Source organism: Petrimonas sulfuriphila (assembly GCA_038561985.1).
Classification (GTDB): Bacteria; Bacteroidota; Bacteroidia; order Bacteroidales; family Dysgonomonadaceae; genus Petrimonas; species Petrimonas sulfuriphila.
In genome coordinates this window covers 3,202,039-3,221,180 of the sequence record CP073276.1, presented here as the reverse complement: position 1 = coordinate 3,221,180, position 19,142 = coordinate 3,202,039, and the positions used below count along the sequence as shown (strand labels likewise).

Annotated in this window: 17 protein-coding genes; 7 read left to right on the top strand and 10 right to left on the bottom strand. The window is 46.8% G+C overall.

All coding sequences use genetic code 11. The features are described 5' to 3' along the window. Positions 1–192 precede the first annotated feature (192 nt). Positions 193–1,128: a cation transporter gene (locus KCV26_13645; GenBank protein ID WZX36332.1), complete on the top strand. Its 936-nt coding sequence runs from the start codon at positions 193–195 to the stop codon at positions 1,126–1,128. On the opposite strand, the gene KCV26_13640 is transcribed toward KCV26_13645, so the two are convergent. From KCV26_13640 to KCV26_13605, 8 genes are all read right to left on the bottom strand, one after another. After that, positions 1,129–1,836 (bottom strand): hypothetical protein, encoded by a 708-nt coding sequence (locus KCV26_13640; GenBank protein WZX36331.1) that lies wholly within the window; start codon positions 1,834–1,836, stop codon positions 1,129–1,131. Positions 1,837–1,949: 113 nt separating this feature from the next. Then, positions 1,950–2,414, bottom strand: coding sequence for a V-type ATP synthase subunit K (locus KCV26_13635; protein WZX36330.1), 465 nt, complete (start codon positions 2,412–2,414; stop codon positions 1,950–1,952). A 40-nt stretch (positions 2,415–2,454) separates the two neighbouring features. Further along, complete coding sequence (locus KCV26_13630; protein ID WZX36329.1) at positions 2,455–4,272, bottom strand: V-type ATP synthase subunit I; 1,818 nt, start codon at positions 4,270–4,272, stop codon at positions 2,455–2,457. Continuing rightward, positions 4,266–4,880, bottom strand: a complete 615-nt coding sequence (locus KCV26_13625; GenBank protein WZX36328.1) for a V-type ATP synthase subunit D — start codon at positions 4,878–4,880, stop codon at positions 4,266–4,268. The genes KCV26_13630 and KCV26_13625 overlap by 7 nt, the downstream gene beginning before the upstream one ends. 12 nt (positions 4,881–4,892) lie before the next feature. After that, on the bottom strand, positions 4,893–6,212 hold the full coding sequence (locus KCV26_13620) for a V-type ATP synthase subunit B (GenBank protein ID WZX38395.1): 1,320 nt from the start codon (positions 6,210–6,212) through the stop codon (positions 4,893–4,895). 3 nt (positions 6,213–6,215) lie between these two features. Then, positions 6,216–7,958 (bottom strand): V-type ATP synthase subunit A, encoded by a 1,743-nt coding sequence (locus KCV26_13615; protein WZX36327.1) that lies wholly within the window; start codon positions 7,956–7,958, stop codon positions 6,216–6,218. Positions 7,959–8,013: 55 nt separating this feature from the next. After that, positions 8,014–8,862 carry a DUF2764 family protein gene (locus KCV26_13610; protein WZX36326.1) on the bottom strand — a complete coding sequence of 283 codons (849 nt, stop codon included), beginning with the start codon at positions 8,860–8,862 and terminating at the stop codon, positions 8,014–8,016. 139 nt (positions 8,863–9,001) lie between these two features. Next, positions 9,002–9,589 (bottom strand): hypothetical protein, encoded by a 588-nt coding sequence (locus KCV26_13605; protein ID WZX36325.1) that lies wholly within the window; start codon positions 9,587–9,589, stop codon positions 9,002–9,004. A gap of 181 nt (positions 9,590–9,770) precedes the next feature. Here KCV26_13605 and KCV26_13600 point away from each other — a divergent pair, with 181 nt between their 5' ends. The 6 genes from KCV26_13600 to hemW all read left to right on the top strand — a co-directional run bounded on the left by KCV26_13600 (position 9,771) and on the right by hemW (position 16,262). Further along, positions 9,771–11,069, top strand: coding sequence for an MATE family efflux transporter (locus KCV26_13600; protein ID WZX36324.1), 1,299 nt, complete (start codon positions 9,771–9,773; stop codon positions 11,067–11,069). Between the two features lie 17 nt (positions 11,070–11,086). Next, on the top strand, positions 11,087–12,184 hold the full coding sequence (locus KCV26_13595) for a hypothetical protein (GenBank protein ID WZX36323.1): 1,098 nt from the start codon (positions 11,087–11,089) through the stop codon (positions 12,182–12,184). Between the two features lie 155 nt (positions 12,185–12,339). Beyond that, positions 12,340–13,893 (top strand): serine hydrolase, encoded by a 1,554-nt coding sequence (locus KCV26_13590; protein ID WZX36322.1) that lies wholly within the window; start codon positions 12,340–12,342, stop codon positions 13,891–13,893. Positions 13,894–13,912: 19 nt separating this feature from the next. Next, positions 13,913–14,689: a glycerophosphodiester phosphodiesterase gene (locus KCV26_13585; GenBank protein ID WZX36321.1), complete on the top strand. Its 777-nt coding sequence runs from the start codon at positions 13,913–13,915 to the stop codon at positions 14,687–14,689. Further along, a complete protein-coding gene (locus tag KCV26_13580; protein WZX36320.1) occupies positions 14,686–15,138 on the top strand; it encodes a phosphohydrolase in 453 nt (150 codons plus the stop codon). Before KCV26_13585 ends, KCV26_13580 begins: the two co-directional genes overlap by 4 nt. Then, complete coding sequence (gene hemW / locus KCV26_13575; protein ID WZX36319.1) at positions 15,138–16,262, top strand: radical SAM family heme chaperone HemW; 1,125 nt, start codon at positions 15,138–15,140, stop codon at positions 16,260–16,262. The genes KCV26_13580 and hemW overlap by 1 nt, the downstream gene beginning before the upstream one ends. Here the strand turns inward: hemW and KCV26_13570 are convergent. Both KCV26_13570 and KCV26_13565 read right to left on the bottom strand, forming a co-directional pair. Further along, complete coding sequence (locus KCV26_13570) at positions 16,222–17,040, bottom strand: transporter substrate-binding domain-containing protein (protein WZX36318.1); 819 nt, start codon at positions 17,038–17,040, stop codon at positions 16,222–16,224. The genes hemW and KCV26_13570 overlap by 41 nt on opposite strands. Before the next feature lie 11 nt (positions 17,041–17,051). Continuing rightward, a complete protein-coding gene (locus KCV26_13565) occupies positions 17,052–19,103 on the bottom strand; it encodes a putative porin (protein ID WZX36317.1) in 2,052 nt (683 codons plus the stop codon). Positions 19,104–19,142: the final 39 nt, after the last annotated feature.

Below are 19,142 nucleotides of genomic sequence, written 5' to 3'. Positions count from 1 at the left end.
ATGAACAACAACTGCTCAAGAAAGTTGACAAAAATACGTTTTATTTTGGAATACTGCAAATCCGGGAAGATCGAACAGTTTCCGATTTTGTCAATGAATGGACCTGTTTAACGATGAATTGCTGTAATTTTCCGGAGATTTTAGGTCACAATATTTAAAATGATTAATTTTGCAACACTTATTTGTAAAAAAATGAAAACCCGGTCGCTGAAAAAATTCATGTATCTGTCCATTGCTGCAGCAGTGGTAACTATCGGTTTGAAGTTTACGGCTTATTTAAAAACCGGGTCAATGGGTTTTTTCTCCGATGCGTTGGAGTCTTTTGTGAACCTTTTTGCCGCGGTTATAGCCCTTATTCTCCTGCATATTTCCGAAAAACCTGCCGATGAGGGTCACGAATACGGGCACGGAAAAGCCGAATATTTCTCAAGCGCCATTGAGGGTGCGCTTATCCTGATTGCGGCCTTCAGCATTATTTACACGTCAATCCCGCGGATTATCCATCCGCAACCGCTGGAAAACCTGGGTATAGGAACGTTGTTCTCTGTTGGGGCATCCTTGGTGAACCTGTTTGCAGGAACTCTATTGATTCAAAACGGAAAGAAACACCGGTCAATGGTGCTCGAGGCTGACGGAAAGCACCTGATGACAGATGTGTGGACTTCAGCAGGGGTTATTGCGGGGGTTTTGGTGGTGAAATTTACAGGGCTTCTGGTACTCGACCCCATCATCGCTATTCTTGTTGCGTTGAACATTGTTTACACAGGGTATAAACTCATCAGCAGGTCGGCAAGCGGACTGATGGATGCTTCCATCCCGCAGGAAGAAATCAAACAGATTACGGGTTATTTCGATTCACTGAAAGGAAAGAACATCGATTATCATTCGTTGTTGACACGTCAGGCCGGACACCGGAAATTCATATCGTTTCATTTGCTGGTTCCGGGAGACTGGACAGTAAAAGAAGGCCACGACTACGCCGAAATAATTGAACAGCGCATCGAAAATATGTTCGATGATACGGTTACCGTCACCACCCACATTGAGCCCATTGAAGATCCATTGTCGCTGAACGACATCAAAATCGACCGGATGAATTATTCCGACGATGACGATTTTGATACCTGATCAACTGACTTTTGAAAACCGGGTCAGGGAAAAATCCCCGGGCATCAATATGCTCTTTAATTTATCCTCCGGCTCCACCGCCACGAAAAAGTATGCTGCCAGGTTATCGTCTTTCAGCTTCAGGAAATTATCCTCTTTTTCCCACGTTCCATTGGAAAGTTCCAACGAATAAAACCGTATGGAATAGGTTCCGTCTTCATGCGCACGAAACGTAAACTCCGGATTGAAATCGGATTGATAAAAACCATTTCTGAATTTATTTTTGTAAATATTCTTATCTATCCTTATCTTTTCCCTGTAACTGAGCAGCTCACTGCGCGACAGGAAATCACTTGAAATTGATACGGGGGACGAGGGCTTATCCGAGCTTTTTACAAAATAATTTAATTGCATCCATCTGAATCCGTCCTTCACCATAAAAATCTTGTTTCCCGTAACAGGTTCCAGGGTAATGACATATTGATTTGTCCCGTCGGTCAGCGTGTAGTTGCCGTTATCTTCCACCGCATACTTCCCGAAGGACAAAGGTTGCGATATCACCAGGTCGGGAGCATTTTTGTGGCTTAATTTTATCAGGTACTTCCCACTTTCAAAGATATCGAGGTAGCAAGCCAGATCGTTGTTTGTCAATTGCAAGGCATAGGATTGCGCCCGTACCGTCAAAAAAGCAGGAAAAATAATCAGGAAAGAGAACAGTATTTTTTTCATTGTTTTGGTCCTTTGTTTTCTGATCAGACTACATTTTTAGCCATTGGATTAATTGGATACAAAAAAGCCGCCCTTGTATCGGAGGACGGCTTTTGAAGAATAATGAACTGTATTTATACCGCAATTGCGCTTCCGATAAGGAATGCAGCGGCAAGGGCCACAATAGCGTAAAGCTCGGGAAATACGGCAAGAATCAGGGTGTTACCGAAAGCATCGTGTCCCTGCCCAATCGAGACGACACCGTTAGCGCAAACCTGCCCCTGACGGATTGCCGACAACAAGCCGATAAAGCCCAGTGCAAGTCCGGCTGCAAGCGTGGCCATTGACTGGAAAAATGTGATCTCGGGTGTAAGCACGTTAAAGATGTTTTGAAACATAAAGTATCCGGCAAATCCATACAATCCTTGCGTCCCTGGCAAGGCTGTTAGAACCAGGAAGTTACCGAATTTTCCGTCCACTTTTTTAGCAGCGCCAATGGCTGCATTTCCCACAATCGTAACCCCGTAAGCACTTCCGATACCTGTGAGAGCCAACATAATCGCTATGCCGATATAGGCAATAAATAAATTAGTTTCCATAAATTGTTTTTAAATTATTGTGTTTATTAATTTCTGATTGCTATTTTCTAAACGGACTGTATTTTTTTCCTCCTCCTTCGAATTCCGAGTTCTTGTAAAATTCAACAAATGTAAGGCGCACAGGATGCACGATAGCTCCCAATGTATTCATAAAGATATTGATGGCGTGTCCGATAAGAAATATCAACACATAAACAATGGGTTTTGCTATAGCGTTATCGGGGCTCATGCCTGCTGCCAGGCTGTTGAATACACTTGCCAGGATTCCTCCCGACAACCCCAGGGCAAACAGGCGGACGTAAGACAACACATCACCCAATAGTCCGGTAGCCATGTTGTAGGTGTCCCACAAACCTATCCCCAGATTCAGGAACGGATTCTTGTCCGGTGAGTTGTAAAAGTAAATGAGCAACGCTGCCGGAATGAGCACGATAAGGTGAACGGTTCCGAACATCGGTAACGCGTTAGGCAATAACGCCGCGACAATAAAACTCACCAGAAGTACAATCCATCCCACGGTGGATAGCGAATACTTGAATCCTTGCTGTTTTATGCGGTTGAAAACCTTCATGCACATACCGAATAAAACCTGAACGACACCGAGCACGAGCGACAACATAAACATGCGGTTATTGTCGAAAAAGGCTTTCTCTTTCAATGCCTGAACAATAGGCCAGTCGAGATCGTATAAGGCAAATCCGAAGAATCCGCCTGTCAGCAAGCCTGTTACCATGGTGGACGCACCCAACACCTGTACCAACGACAGGATCGCCTTCATGGAAGTGCTGAGTTTGCTTTTCTGAAGTATTTTAGCCAATGTGGCTGCCGTGAAAAGAAAAAGTCCGTAACCGACATCGCCGAGCGACAAGCCGAAGAACACCATGTAAAACGGTGCAAAATAGGGAGTCAGGTCAATTTCATTGTATTTCGGAAGCATATAAAGTTCGGCTATCGGTTCAAAAAGTCGGGCGAACTTGTTGTTTTTGAACTTGATGGGCACCTCATCGTCGGGAGTGGGATCGGCAACGTCAAAATATACCGCTTTCAATTCCAGGTAATCCGATATTTCCCGTTGGTTGTCTGCCGGTGCCCAGCCCTGTAACAACATTAATTTGTCGTCGGCCAGTGAAGTGCCGCTTTGGTGAACCCGGGTATAGTTCATCCTTTGTTCAATATCCCCTATCGCTGCTTTCAGCGAAGGCAGTTCTGCTGCGAGCGCTTTCAGCTTTTGATCTTGAACCTGAATTTTTTCGCGCAGTGATGCAATGAGCCCGTCCAGTTGCGTGAGGGATATCCCGGGAATTTTCACACTCTCCAGGTTTAGCTCGTCTGCCACTTTTTCGTTTTGTGTAAGGGTGACAAAATAGGTCCTGGAGGTTTCCCGTTTCACCACTACCGCATCGTAGGTAGTTTCCCATTCGGGATTGTACTGATTATCGGGGACTATGAAGAAATCCAGTAAGTATCCTGCTTTTCGTAGCCGTTCAATGTTTTCAGGATCGAAGTTTCCCCAGGGTCGCAGTAATTCGCGTTCTTTGATGCTCACCTGCAATTGCTGGTTCAACGAAGCCGTTGCGTTCTGGATAAGTTCAATCTCGCGGGGAATTGTTTTTCCCCGTTCGATATCGGGTTCATTTAGCGGGGCCGCTGATTTTTTATCGATTTGCCTGTTCAATATTTTTTGTGCCTCCCGCAACTGTTTTAACTTCACCAGGAACTCGTCCAGTTGTTCGTTATCTTCCACCGGCCGGTCCGACGCTGCCACATGAATAAGCCCCAGATCGCGCAAATCATGCAAAAACGCATCGTAATCCCTGTAAAAGGCAAGGAAAGTGAATTTTTTCATTTTTGCTACCATACGCTATCCTCCTCTTCCTTCTTTTTCTCTAAATGAGCACGCATAATCTTTTGCGATGACTTGGAGAGATTTTCCTCGTCCTCGAGGTATCGTTTTATTTTCAGGATGGCATCCTGATAACCGGGTATCTGAACTTTCTCGAACAGATTTACTTTTTGAGTCGTCTTCTTTCTCGCGTGATCGAGCCGCTGAATCCGTAACTCGTGAAAATCTCTCCGTATACCTATTTCGGCAAGCGTTTCGAGTGTCCGGACCCCGTCCAGGTACCATTTCGGACGATTAAAAACACTGAACGGCCGGGTTTCGAAATCCACCGTTTCCAGTATCGGGATCAATACGCCGGCTATTTTCTTTTTTGAGAAATGAACATCTTTTACGCGGAGAAGGCTCGCGTCGAACTCGAGCCACATTCCCACCATTTTTTGGTAAGACCGGATCTGTTTTTCGAGTTCTTTTTCCAGCTCATCGATTTCATTTTTTGCCCTTTTCACCTCCATACGCAAGGCTGTTTCCTTGTTTTGCAACGTAGGGAGTGCACGCTCGCGTATCTTCAGTTGTTTTTCCAACTGCTGACGCGACGTTTTGTTGTATTGAAATTTTATAGCCATAAACTTTACCTGTTACTGCTTCCAGTACCTGTCTACCATTTCGCGCTTCATGTTTACTTCCTGCGGTTTGAAATGCTTCGATAACAACGTCCAGGTTGTATCCAGCATCTCAACGGTGTCGAGGTTTACATCTATGGCGAGAAGGTATTCGGAATAGTCCCTGGCGAACGACAATGCCCGCTGGTCGTAATCAGTCAGGTCGAAGCCGTTCTCGAGTTTGGTTTTCGCATTGGCGGCATCAGCGTACAAGCGTACGGCAGCGTTCATCACCTGCGGGTGGTCTTCACGTGTCTTCTTGCCTTGAACCAGTTGTTTCAATCGCGAAAGCGAACGGAAAGGATCCACGATCACCTTACCTACATCGCTGTCCCGGCGAAGGAACAGCTGTCCTTCGGTAATGTATCCGGTATTATCGGGAACGGCGTGTGTGATATCGCCGCCCGAAAGCGTTGTAACAGCGATGATCGTGATGGAACCGCCATCGGGGAATTGAGCCGCTTTCTCATACACTTTTGCCAGGTCTGAATATAACGATCCCGGCATGGAATCTTTCGACGGAATCTGGTCCATACGGTTAGACACGATGGACAACGCATCGGCATACGAGGTCATGTCCGACAAAAGGACCAGCACCTGTTCGTTTTTATCTACGGCAAAATATTCTGCGGCCGTCAATGCCATATCGGGAACGAGCAGCCGTTCAACGGCTGGATTTTCCGTCGTGTTCATAAAGCTGATGATGCGGTCGAGCGCGCCAGCGTTGCTGAACACATTTTTGTAATAGAGGTAATCGTCATTCGTCATCCCCATCCCGCCGAGAATAATTTTATCGGCCTTGGCACGAAGGGCCACCGTTGCCATTACCTGGTTGAAAGGCTGGTCGGGATCGGCAAAGAACGGGATTTTCTGTCCCGAGACGAGCGTGTTGTTCAGGTCTATACCCGAGATGCCCGTAGCGATGAGTTCCGACGGTTGTTTCCTTCTTACCGGGTTAACCGATGGCCCGCCAATCTGGCGTTCTTCTCCTTCGGGTACAGGCCCGCCGTCGATGGGGTCGCCGTAGGCATTAAAAAAACGTCCGGCAAGTTGGTCTCCCACTTTCAGCGAAGGCGCTTTTCCGAGAAAGACCACTTCTGCATTGGTCGGGATGCCTTCCGTTCCTTCGAAAATCTGGAGGGTAACCTCGTCGTTGATGATTTTCACTACCTGGGCCAATCGTCCGTCTACGGTGGCCAGTTCGTCGTAACCCACATCGGTGGCTTTTACAGAACACGTGGCTTTGGTGATCTGTGTGATCTTGGTGTATATTTTTTGAAATGCTTTAGCCATAATTTTTCAATTGTTAATTAATTCCTCCAGTTGCCTGCGGTAATCGTTGAATTTATCCGATTTGAACTCCGAATAATTCATCTGTCTGCATACGTTGATCAGTTTCTTGAAGTATTCCGCTACCTGGTTGAAATTTTCAAATTCGAATTCAGCACGACATATGTCTACTACCATATCCAGGATATACTTCTGCCGTTCGATCGGTGTTACCGAATCAATTTCGTCAAAAGCGTCCTGTTGCAGGATAACAAAATCGATCAACTCCGATTTCCAGAATGTGATGTGGTATTCAACGGGGACACCGTCGTCGCCGAGAATATTAATTTGCTCGGCAATTTCCTTTCCCCGGAGCAACCGCGTTTTAATGTCGTTGACCTTTGTTGTCCAGTCTCCGGATATCTCTTTTGAGATATATTCCTCAAATTCGGGATATTCAATGTATTTGGAATAAGATTCGATGGGGTTGATGGCCGGGTAGCGTTTTCTGTCGGCGCGATCCTGCTCGAGTGCGTAATAACAACGGGCTACTTTCTTCGTGTTTTCGGTAACGGGTTCTTTCAGGTTACCGCCAGCAGGCGACACGGTTCCGATAAAGGTGATGGAACCTTCCTTGCCGTTATTCAGCGTAACGTGTCCGGCACGTCCGTAGAAGTTCGAAATGATCGCCGACAAGTCCATCGGGAAAGCATCGGGTCCAGGAAGCTCCTCCAGCCGGTTGCTCATCTCGCGTAACGCTTGCGCCCAACGCGATGTGGAGTCGGCCATCAGCAACACCTTCAGCCCCATGGAACGATAATATTCTCCGATGGTCATGGCCGTGTAAACCGAGGCTTCGCGTGCGGCAACGGGCATGTTGGACGTGTTTGCAACGATAATGGTCCGCTCCATCAGTTTCCGTCCGGTATGCGGGTCATCAAGTTCGGGAAATTCGGTGAAAATTTCCACCACCTCGTTAGCACGTTCACCACAGGCAGCGATAATAACAATATCGGCCTCCGCTTGTTTGGAAATGGCGTGCTGCAGCACCGTTTTCCCAGTTCCGAAAGCGCCGGGTATAAATCCGGTTCCGCCTTCCACAATCGGGTTCAGTGTATCTATCGTTCTCACGCCGGTTTCCAGCAGTTTAAACGGCCTGGGTTTTTCCTTGTACAGGGTAATGGGCACTTTCACCGGCCATTTCTGAATCATGTTCAGTTTATGCTCCTCCCCGTTTTTATCTTCAACCACCGCTACGGTGTGGTAAATGTTGTACTCTCCTTCCGGTGCGATACTTTTCACCTTGTATTCGCTGGTCATCACGAACGGGACCATTATCTTGTGGGGTTGGAAATTCTCATCCACTTCACCCAACCATGATCCTCCGGAAACGTTGTCGCCAACCTGTGCTATGGGCTTAAAAGCCCATTTTTTTTCCTCGTCAAGCGGAAAAGTATATTGTCCCCTTTTCAGAAAGACACCCTCCATCTTGTCCAGATCGTTTTCCAAGCCGTCCAGGTTTCGTTCAAGAAGACCCGGTCCGAGCACAACTTCGAGCATATGTCCCCGAAACTCCACCCCGGCGCCTACCTTAAGACCGCGCGTGCTTTCAAAAACCTGGACATACACGTTTTTTCCGATAACCTTAATGACTTCCGACATCAGATGCGTACCGTCAAGATTGATATAGGCAATTTCGTTCTGCGCAACAGGGCCATCTACCTCCACAATTACCAGGTTGGAAATGATCCCCTTTACTGTTCCTTTTGTCATATTATAATTCTTTGTTATTTGCTTCGTGTTATGCAATGGAAATTCAACTTCTTTTTTATTCCTCAGGCATTTTTACATCGCCTTTTAATCCAGCGATTAGTTCACGGAAAACACGTTCACCTTCTTCGGCATTCAGTTTTACCCAGCGTTCCAGCATCTGGAGCTTGCACAGGTAGGCAAAAATATATTCTATGTTGAAATAATCGAAAACCGTGTTTTCTTCCAGCCAATCCCAACGGAATTTGTCCATTTTCCTTTCGCGTTCGTATATATCCGTCTCTTCGGAGAGCCGCACGACAGCATCAAAAATCTCCAGTTCCTGACTCAACCCGAAATCGCGGGCATTCGCGTTCTCACGGATCAGCTGAGCTACCGGGTTATGGCCAACGACCACCCGGGCCACATCCAATCCATACTTTCGGGCATAAATTGCCGACAACAGGTTGCCTATATTCAGATTGAGCTCAAACCATCGCGACATGAGCGAATTTTTCACCTCTGTGCCGTAATCCATATACAAAGAGGCCATCAGGTCGTCCCACAATTTGTTTTCTGCCTGAGCCTCTTCGTCCAGCCACGCTCGGATGAATTTTTCGTGGAAAGCAGGGATCTTTTTGTTTTTTACCGGTAAGTCCTCCTTGATTCTTCCGATCGTTTCCTGAATCTCTTCGCGGGAAATACTCCCCATCGGATTCAGTTCGGCATCCTTGTTTTTCAACAAGTACAGGAGGTTGTCGTTGTCGTACTTCAGGAAGTATTTGCTCAGCAACCGTTTGTCGTCCGGCTTCAATTCTTCGTCGAGCGTCCGCTTGAACTCTTCCACGGTAAACGGAAGTTTCATGGTGTCGAAAGAAAAATCGGGTAATCCTGCTATAAAACAGTAATATTGATGTTTGAAAAGCATATGTTTCACAGTTTTTTGCCTGCGTTGTAAGTTAGCTCCGCCGTAATTTGCGTTTTGCGTACTATTGGTGCGACGTTGAGCCGTTTAACGAAACAACGGATTACAATAGAATAGGTGCTGGATTACAGCTGAATACCTTTTAAAAAAGCAGTTTTTGTATTTGCGGGCGAAGGAATTCACGGAAATATTCTATAAACTCTTCTTCGCCGAATTTTACCCGGTAAGAACCGTCTTCGGGGGATAAGATAAAGCTGGTTTTCAATCCATTCACGGATTCAATCTTCAGGCCTTTGTCAAGCAGGTATTTAGCGTTTTCGGAAATGTATTGCTTCAATTCCTCGGAATTTTCTACTCCGATTGTTAATGTTTCGTTCTTCGACCAATTTTGCACAAGTTCAGTGATCAGTTTTTGCATGAACGTTTTGTCTTCCAACGCTGCTTTCACGTTGGATGCCGATAACTTACCGGTCACCAGGTTGGTGATTTCGCTCTTCAGCGCCTCGACCGCCTGAGATGCGAAAAGCTTAAGTTCAGACTCCGTATTGCTTTTCCATTCGTGGGTTTCTTTCTTTGCTGACACAACGATCTGTTCGGCCTCTTTTTTTGCCTCCTCCACTATCTGATCACGCAATACTTTTGCTTCGGCAACAATTTTATTGGCCTCTTCCTTACCTTTTTCTATTCCTTCCGCGTAGAGTTTAGAGGTGATTTCCTGAATTTTGTCCATAAATTTTTTCTGTTATTGAGCAACAAGGTTAATCGCTTATTGGCTATCAAAATTTTATAGAACAAAGATATAAAAAAGGAAGATAATCATCACAAAATATTTTCTTTTATTTTTTGTGGATCTTTTTTTCTTTCAAAATAGTTTTTTACCCGTGTCAATGTTTTGTATTATTTTTGCAGCCATGGATAAGAAAATCTTTCGGCTTGCCATACCCAATATAATCACCAACATTACTGTTCCGCTGCTTGGGATGATCGATATCGCCATTGCGGGGCATTTGGGTTCGGCAGTATATATAGGTGCCATAGCTCTCGGCGCCAATATCTTCAACATGATTTACTGGAATTTTGGGTTTATCCGGATGAGCTCCAGCGGATTTGCCGCGCAGGCCTATGGAGCCCGCGATTTTACCGAAGCCATGAATGTGTTGATACGTTCGCTTATCGTGGGTGTGGGAATCGGGCTGCTGATTGTCTTGTTGCAATACCCCATCGGGAAGTTTGCCTTAAGCCTGATAAAGTCCGGTTCCGAAAGTAAAGCAGCTGTTGAAACCTATTTCCGTATTTGTGTCTGGAGTGCCCCGGCCGTACTCGGGACGTATGCTTTTAAAGGTTTTTTCATCGGAATGCAGAATGCTAAAACACCAATGGTAATTGCCATTCTCAACAACGTGCTGAATATTGTCCTGAGCATGTTGTTTGTTTTCGGATTTGGCATGAAGGTGGCAGGAATTGCCCTTGGGACAATGTTATCGCAGGTGATAACACTTGTCGTTTGTGTGCTGATGTGGCTGAAATTTTACGGCCGGCTGAGAAAATACATTGTCAGGTCTTCTGTTTTGGAAACCGCTGCCATCCGGTCTTATTTCCGGGTAAACGGCGATGTTTTTGTACGCACGTTCCTGTTGACGCTGGTTACCACGTTTTTCACGTTTGTGTCATCGGGTATGGGAGACATGATTTTAGCTGCCAACGCCCTGTTGATGCAGTTTTTCATGCTTTTCTCCTACTTTATGGATGGATTTGCATACGCTGGGGAAGCATTAACGGGAAGATACATAGGGGCAGATAACAAGGTGCTGCTTGCCGGGATGCTAAGAAGATTGTTTTTCTGGGGATTTATCGTGAGTGCCGTATCGGTAATGATTTACCTGTTCTTCCCCGACCCGATTTTGAAAATGCTCACCAACGATAAAGCGGTCATTGAAACCACCAAATCGTTCCTTTTCTGGACAGTGCTTATCCCGGTAACCGGTTTTGCTGCTTTTCTCTGGGACGGTGTTTTCATTGGGGCAACAGCCTCGAAAGAGATGCGCAACGCTATGGTGTTCTCTGCTGTCGTTTTCTTTGCCTGTTATTATATCGCCGTGCCGGTACTCGGAAACAACGGCCTGTGGCTGGCTTTTATTTTGTATTTGTCCGTTCGGGGAATTTTACAAACCGTATGGGCGAAAAAGGCGTTAAAAATGGCACAATCCTAAACCTGTAATTCAAAGAAATGAAACAATTCGAATCCATAACCGAACTGAAACGTTTTTTAACGGTTCCTTACGTAGAAGAGATTGCCGTTCAATCGCTTCGCCTGACCGAGATTGAACCGCTAATGCTCAATATCCGTTTTTCCAGGTGTTTGTTTCTGGGTTGTTCGATGTCTGACGACCTGTTGCACCATTTACTGCCCGGGAATTTTATTTTTCCCCTCCTGGATGTTCCGTTCAATACCTATCCGAGCCGGTTGTACGACACAGATTCGCTTTATGCCGGTTTTAACCGCCACAAGCCTAAAACGTACCTGAAGACTCCTGATAAGGTTGTTTACGATTATTACCGGGAGTCCCGGAAAAACCTGTCGATAAAGGATACGCTGGCGCAACGTTTGCACGACCACTCCATCACCGATTCGCTGCACGAGTACATCGCCAGTTTTGATGAACGCAAGCTCGTGGCAATAATGGGCGGACATGGCATCCTGCGAACCGAACACATCTACCGGCAAGTGGTCTTGCTGTCGAAATCACTCACGGAGCAGGGTTACCTGATGCTTTCCGGAGGCGGCCCCGGGGCAATGGAAGCCACGCACCTGGGAGCGTGGATGGCCGGAAGGGGCGACAACGAATGTCTTCGGGCCGTCGGCATCTTGAGTGCGGCCCCCCGTTACTCCGATGAGGGATGGCTTTCTTCGGCATTCGAGGTAATGGAACGTTTCCCCGACCCGCCTTTCGATAGTCTGGGAATTCCCACATGGCATTACGGGCACGAGCTCCCCACCCCATTTGCCACGAAAATTGCCAAATATTTCGAGAACAGTATCCGCGAAGAAGGGTTGCTCGCCATCGCCAAAGGAGGCGTGGTTTTCACCCCCGGAAGTGCGGGGACCCTGCAGGAGGTTTTTCAGGACCTGGCACAAAACCATTACGAGTCATACGGTTACGCCAGCCCGATGATTTTTTTGGATAAGCACTTCTGGACAACCGAACGCCCCGTCTACCCCGTCATCGGAGAAATGGCGGAACGCGGCGATTTGCATCACCTCAACCTGGGGCTTTACGATAACAATGAAGAGGTTATCGCCCACTTGAAAAAGTTTTCGGAATAAACCGGTACCGTCACTTTCTGGCTCCGTATTTTAACATCTCGATCATAAAATAATGCGAAACGAAAACCATATTCTTTAAAAAATTCAAGCCTGTTTCTGAAAAATTATAAATTTCCGTACCTTTGAACCAAATTCATCGATTAAACAGGCAGTAAATGAAAAACTCGCTCCTTTTTCCCCTATTTGGATTGATCCTCATGTTGAGTGGATGTGTTCAAAAAACGGAACAAAAAATGATCGACAATTACTCGTTGCCCCGCAGTACACCTGAAGCAGAGGGCTTATCGTCCGAGGCGGTCATCCAATTTATCGACGCTGCTGAGAGCGTTCGCGACAGCAGCATCGAACTCCACAGTTTCATGATCGTACGGCACGGAAAAGTCCTGGCCGAAGGCTGGTGGTCACCCTACCGGCGCGGCCTCAGGCACACGATGTATTCCGTGTCCAAAAGTTTTACTTCCACCGCCATAGGCCTAGCTGTGGCGGAAGGGAGACTGAAACTGACCGACAAGGTGGTTTCGTTTTTTCCCGAATCATTACCCGACACGGTCTCTCCTTATCTCGCGCAGCTCGATGTGGACGACCTGCTGAAAATGTCCGTGGGACAGGCCCGGGAACCTCAGGAGATGCGCTTTAGCGACGATTGGATAAAAACGTTTTTGGCCGCTCCTGTCCAATACGAGCCGGGAACGGTTTTCCTTTATAACTCGGCAGGATCGTTCATGCTGTCTGCCATCCTGCAAAAAGCGACAGGTGAAAAACTCATCGATTACCTCAAGCCCCGCCTGTTTGAACCTTTGGGCATTAAAGATGCCGATTGGGAAGTGAACCCGCAGGGAATAAACGTCGGCGGATGGGGGCTGCGCGTTAAGACGGAAGATATGGCGAAACTGGGGCTGCTCTACTTGCAAAAAGGTAAATGGAGAGATCACCGGATCCTGACGGAAGAATGGGTGAATGCGGCTACTTCCGAGCAGATCAAGACCGTAACGGGAGAAGAAGACCCGGCGAATGACTGGGCACAAGGTTACGGTTATCAGTTCTGGCAAACGCGAAATAACGCGTTCCGCGGCGACGGGGCTTTCGGGCAGTTCATCATTGTCCTGCCGGAGAAAGATGCGGTTATTGTCCTTACGGCTAACGCTCAGGATATGCAAAAGGAGATCAACCTGGTCTGGAAGCATATTTTTCCTGCTTTCCGGGAATCTGCGTTGGCTGAGGACGGTGACGCGCTGGACAGGTTGAAATCCCGTTTGTCGGCGTTGAGGTTACCTGTCCACACCACGAGAACCTCCTCTCCTGTCCGGGAAATTATTTCCGGAAAAACAATGGCTTTCAACAAAAATCCACTGAAAATATCGGAATTAACATTGCGATTCGAAGGCGACGTTTGTCGGATGACCCTAAGACAAGACACGGCAACCTACGAATTCCGGTTCAACTCCACTTCGTGGGAAGAAGGTGAAACGTTGCGCCACGGGCCTTCGCTCACTGCTGGCTCCAAAGCCGGTTTAACGGGTTTGCCACCCTTTAAGGTGGCGGGAAACTATGTCTGGAAAGATGAAAAAACACTGGAGTTGGTGCTCCGTTACATAGAGAGCCCCAACGACGAGCGGTTCGTCTTTTCTTTCGAAAAACCGGCCGTTTCGGTAGAGTATTCAGCTAGTTACGATTTTTATCAACAGAAACTACGGTGGACTGAAAAATAACAATATAAATCCGACAATCATGAATCAAAAAAATGTAATCATTACCCTGATCTTTCTGACGTTTGTTTTTTCCGCAACGTCACAGGAAATCATTGCGCATCGCGGATACTGGAAAACTGAGGGTTCCGCACAAAACTCCGTTGCTGCCTTAATGAACGCCGATGCGCTTGACGTTTACGGATCTGAAGTAGATATCTGGCTATCGTCGGACGGCGTGCCTGTGGTAAATCACGACGCCGATGTGCTGCTCGACGGGAAGAAATTACGGGTGCAGGAAACTTCTGCCGCTGTCCTCCGGAAAGTGAAATTAGCAAACGGTGAACCGTTGCCTACGGTAGAAGAATATTTAACTGCGTTTGAAAAATGCAGGAACGCCCGGCTGATAGTCGAATTCAAGACGCACAGCGACAGAAAAGCGGAAGATGAGTTGGCAGAGAAGGTGATCAATATGATTCGAGAAAAAGGATTGCAAAACCGGGTAGAATACATTTCATTCGGCATTAATTTTGTTAATCAGGTCAGAAAACTTGATCCGGCGGCACCGGTATATTACCTGAACGGAGACCTGTCGCCCCGGGTAATCAAATCCATGGGCGCAGCAGGCATAGACTATCACTTCAATGTGTTGAAGAAAAATCCGCACTGGGTGAAGGAAGCACACGACCTCGGACTGAAGGTCAACGTGTGGACGGTGAATACGCCTGAGGGTATCCGGGAAATGCTTGACCTGAAAGTCGATTTCATAACCACCGACGAGCCTCTTTTGACCGGGGAATTGATAAACAAACAAAAATGACTCTGCAGGAACAGCTCTTACGGGCGACGGATATTGCCATCGAAGCGCATACGGGGCATTACGATAAAAACGGACAGCCCTACCTCGGACACGTCTTGCGCGTGATGAGCACCGGGCATACGTTACGGGAAAAAATTGCCGGTGCGCTGCACGATGTGATCGAAGACTCTGATTGGACATTGGAAGATCTGGCGGAAGAAGGTTTTTCCCCGGAAATACTGGATGCGGTCGGAGCCTTGACGCATGATGATCCGGAAACATACGACGCGTATCTGGCGCGTGTAGCGAAAAATCCCCTGGCGGTTCGGGTAAAGATGAACGATTTGTCGGACAACATGGATGTTCGCCGCTTCAGAGAACTTGATGATACCGCCGTTTCCCGTATCCGGAAGTATTTAAAAGCTTATAAATTTCTCATAGAAACCCTTCCCACACTCCAATCCGAATAATGGCCGGCATTTACATCCACATCCCTTTTTGTAAAACGCGTTGCGTTTACTGCGATTTTTACAAGGAAACCGACGAAAGCAAAATAAAGGTTTTTGCGGAGGCGCTTTGCGCCGAAGCTTTACGTAGAAAAAACGAAGTGAGGGAACCGGTAAAAACTATTTATTTCGGGGGCGGAACGCCGTCGAGATTAGATAACCAAGCTTTCGGGGAAATTTTTGAAACATTGTTCTCCCATTTTCCGATAGAGGAAGATGCGGAAATCACCCTAGAAGCAAATCCTGACGATCTTTCGGAAGAATATATACACTTGCTGCGGAAATTGCCTTTCAACCGGATCAGTATTGGAATTCAAAGTTTCGATGACGGGGAATTGAAGTTTTTAAGCCGAAGGCACTCGGCCCGACAGGCGATCCAGGCAGTCAAGCTCTGCCGGCAAGCAGGGTTTGAAAACATAAGCATTGACCTGATGTACGGTTTGCCCGGCCAGACACCCGGAATATGGGAGAAGAGCCTGCGACAGGCCTGTGAACTGGATGTCTGGCACATCTCGGCGTACCACCTTATTTACGAGAAGCAGACCAGGCTCTATGCTCTCCTGCAGAAAGGGAGCGTGAGGCCCGTTACCGACGAAGCAAGCACGGAAATGTTTTCCATGCTCATCGATACGCTTGCCCAAAACGGGTTTGAACATTACGAAATTTCAAATTTTGCCAAAAGCAAGAAATATTCCATTCACAACACCTCGTATTGGAAAAACGAAAAATATATCGGACTGGGACCTTCGGCCCACTCATACGATGGGGAAAACCGGTCGTGGAACATAGCTTCGCTCGAAAAATACATCACCGCAATTCAGTCCGGGGAACTTTTGCAGGAAACGGAAAAGTTAACGTTCACCCAAAAATACAACGAGTTTATTCTGACGGGGTTGCGCACGATGTGGGGCGTGGACCTAAACCTGCTGAAGGAAAAATTCGGACAGGAACTGTTCGATTACTGCTTGCAAAATGCGCGAAAATTCATCCGTGAAGGCTTTCTTGTGTCTAAAGACAATTCGCTGATAATGAATCGGAAAGGTATATTTATTTCCGATGGGATAATGAGTGAGTTGATGCGGGTGTAAGAAATCGCGAGAGCCAGGCATTCAGGCTATCCAGCAGAACAGGCGAGTCTTTCCGCACCGCCCACGACTCCAATTGCGTGAAGCTGATGTCGGTATCAACATCTATCTCCGGCATCTCTTTGGCAAGTTTTCGCGCAAGTACCTCGTCACAAACCGTGAAGTCAATATCCCCGCCTGCAACCATCATCACCAGTTGTTCTGTTTCGTATATATCGTTTTGTATTATAAAAATGGTATCTCCTATTTCGTGAGAAAGGTTTTGCAGACGCAAAATTACGGGCGAATCCCTGTGTATATGGATGGTTTTTTTGGCTAAATCCAGGTGTTGGCGGATGGGTGTTATGCTGTCGTTAAACTCCGGTTTTCGCTGTACAAGTACCTGTTTATTCAGGTTAATTGACTCGGTAAAGCCAAACTGCTGACGCAAATGCGTGGTTACGGGAATGTTCCGGGCAACGATATCGTACCGTCCCTGTTTCAGCCCTTGAAGATTTTTATCCAGGCTGTTCTCCAGAAAGATATTTACTTTCAGCTTCCAATCCTGTTCCAGGGCCTTGATGAGCCCATGCTGAAATCCGGCCAGGGTATCGCCGGAGACATGGTATCCAATGGGATTATAATCGGTAACGATGTTCAACTCGCCGCTGTTCACTATCTCGGAAAAATCTCTGGGTAAAACAATCTCCACCTTCCTGGAAACGGTATAAAGGATAACCATCAGGGAAAGCGCGACAACTAAAAGTACGCCGTAAATGACAATTATTTTTTTCGATTTCACAGCAGAGAAAATTAATTGTGCAGGTCAACCGAAAGCCCCAGTTTAAGCATCATTGGATTTACCGGATAGCCAGGCAAAGAGAAGTAATCGCGTGGTTTCCAAACGGCAGACGCCGCGTTGTAAAGCATCACAAAAAAGCGGGTTTGTTTCAGGTGCATGTTGGCATACACCGTTGCAATGGGGTAATTTCCGATCTCTTTTTCCCGCTGATTGTAAAATTGGAGCAATGCCGGCTCGTATCCGGGGGAAAAATAAGCGGTATGATAATGTGCATCAACTCCAAACTGAAAAGTTAATTCATTCACTATCAATGCTTTCAGATACATGTTTGAATAGATACTTACCGTAGGGACGGGGATTACCTCCTGATTTCCTGAAGTTTGATACACTACCCGGTTATCCCAGTTAAAAACGCCCAGTCTCAGGTTCTGCTCCACACCAACGGTCAAAACCTGTACGTTTGAAGAATACTGTGCACTGTTTCTGTCCTTGTCAAAATAGATATAATTCTGCAAATTTTCTACTCCGACACTCAATGTCGTATTGGTAAAGGGTATATAAAGTTTACCGCCTACAAACACCCTGCGCATATTATTGAAGTCTTTGTTCCACCAAAAATACTTGGAGTGATAGTGTTTTTGCAAATAATTAGGGGTTAGGTTCTTAATATATGCATGGCCGCTTAAGACAGTTCGTTTTCCAGCAATGGTAAAACCTGTTTCAACCTCACCTTCCAGGTTAAATTCTCCGAGATCGACCCCCACCACCCCAAGATTGGCCTGAAGGTTGAATCGGAGGTTTTCGCCCTGTTGTTTATTAAGAATTCCACCGATAAAAAGCGAGTTCTCCCGGTGTTTTCTCCGGTCAATAGTCCCGTTGATGGAGTCCATCATCGAAAAATTACGGAGCTCGTGTTCGATATATCCCGTTAATCCGAACTTCACCCACGGTTTGAATCCTTCGCGAAGCGATAGGGCAAACGTGTTTTTTAAGGATGAGAACGTTGTGCTATCGTCGACCGCGGTGTTATAAAACCGGTTGGGGTAAAACTGATCAATACGCTGCATCTCCTTGCCTTCTACCGTTACCTGCACCGTGTCGTAAGAAAGGAAGCGGCGGTCCTGTCCGGTATAATGCGACGTAAAAATGACACTCGCCACGGGAATAAACTCTCCGTTACCGAGTGAATCCTTTTTCTGATCATTGTAGCCGATATTGTATTTTCCTGAAAAAAACAAATGATTGGTCTTCATCTTGTTCCATGTATCGGTAAATTTTACAGGAATGTCTACAGTCGAAAAGTTCTGTCCAACGGATTCCGGATCACGGATAAACCGTTCGTCGGTAACCCCGCCGTTTTCAAATTGCTTGGCAGTTGATGTCGATACCAAAAGATGGGTCTCAAACCGGTCGCTCAGGTAGTTCCCAAAGAAGCTCCAGTCATTATGCTTGGTCTCCTGCGACTTGTATAATCCTTTTGCACTGATCAGGTCCCCCTCGAGGCCCACATTGAGGCGTTTTCCGAAGTTTGTTGTCAGTAAGGCCCTAAGACGCTGCTCCCTCAACGGACGGCTGCCCGCCGTCTGGTAGTCCAGTCGGGCATACGGCACCCGGGTATTATAAAAGACCTGTTGCCTGGGAGATTTGTTGTAGGGTTTGTAGGCATCGTAAAACGGAAACTGGCTCGTTTCATCCCTTTCAAAAAACAGTTTGGATATAAACGGTGAACCAATCGGGCCGAGATACCCTCCGGCAACCGAATACCCATCTGGAACGGTCGTTTGCTGGAAGTTGTGCTTCAACGTATCCATGGGCACAACGATGCGGTCTCCGCTTCTTGGATGTAAATGCCATACCGTTGCTGCCGGCAATTCCAGGTTGACGGTATCGAAAGGTTCTTCCGGGCCACGGCTTAGGCCTGACGGAGCTTGTCGGGGTAACAGGTTTACCGAATCGGGATGGGTGGTGATCTGCGACGAATCGGGCAAAATAACGCGCGCCTGCGAAAACACAAGCGTCGTACTCACGCAGAAAAAGAGAAGTATGAGCAGTTTTCCTTTCATCGGTGCAAACTTACATAAAAATTTGCCACATGCCGATAG

Coding starts and splice junctions, on each gene's coding strand:
- KCV26_13645 (WZX36332.1), top strand. CDS start 193: ATGAAAACCCGGTCGCTGAAAAAATTCATGTATCTGTCCATTGCTGCA.
- KCV26_13640 (WZX36331.1), bottom strand. CDS start 1,836: ATGAAAAAAATACTGTTCTCTTTCCTGATTATTTTTCCTGCTTTTTTG.
- KCV26_13635 (WZX36330.1), bottom strand. CDS start 2,414: ATGGAAACTAATTTATTTATTGCCTATATCGGCATAGCGATTATGTTG.
- KCV26_13630 (WZX36329.1), bottom strand. CDS start 4,272: ATGGTAGCAAAAATGAAAAAATTCACTTTCCTTGCCTTTTACAGGGAT.
- KCV26_13625 (WZX36328.1), bottom strand. CDS start 4,880: ATGGCTATAAAATTTCAATACAACAAAACGTCGCGTCAGCAGTTGGAA.
- KCV26_13615 (WZX36327.1), bottom strand. CDS start 7,958: ATGACAAAAGGAACAGTAAAGGGGATCATTTCCAACCTGGTAATTGTG.
- KCV26_13610 (WZX36326.1), bottom strand. CDS start 8,862: ATGCTTTTCAAACATCAATATTACTGTTTTATAGCAGGATTACCCGAT.
- KCV26_13605 (WZX36325.1), bottom strand. CDS start 9,589: ATGGACAAAATTCAGGAAATCACCTCTAAACTCTACGCGGAAGGAATA.
- KCV26_13600 (WZX36324.1), top strand. CDS start 9,771: ATGGATAAGAAAATCTTTCGGCTTGCCATACCCAATATAATCACCAAC.
- KCV26_13595 (WZX36323.1), top strand. CDS start 11,087: ATGAAACAATTCGAATCCATAACCGAACTGAAACGTTTTTTAACGGTT.
- KCV26_13590 (WZX36322.1), top strand. CDS start 12,340: ATGAAAAACTCGCTCCTTTTTCCCCTATTTGGATTGATCCTCATGTTG.
- KCV26_13585 (WZX36321.1), top strand. CDS start 13,913: ATGAATCAAAAAAATGTAATCATTACCCTGATCTTTCTGACGTTTGTT.
- KCV26_13580 (WZX36320.1), top strand. CDS start 14,686: ATGACTCTGCAGGAACAGCTCTTACGGGCGACGGATATTGCCATCGAA.
- hemW (WZX36319.1), top strand. CDS start 15,138: ATGGCCGGCATTTACATCCACATCCCTTTTTGTAAAACGCGTTGCGTT.
- KCV26_13565 (WZX36317.1), bottom strand. CDS start 19,103: ATGAAAGGAAAACTGCTCATACTTCTCTTTTTCTGCGTGAGTACGACG.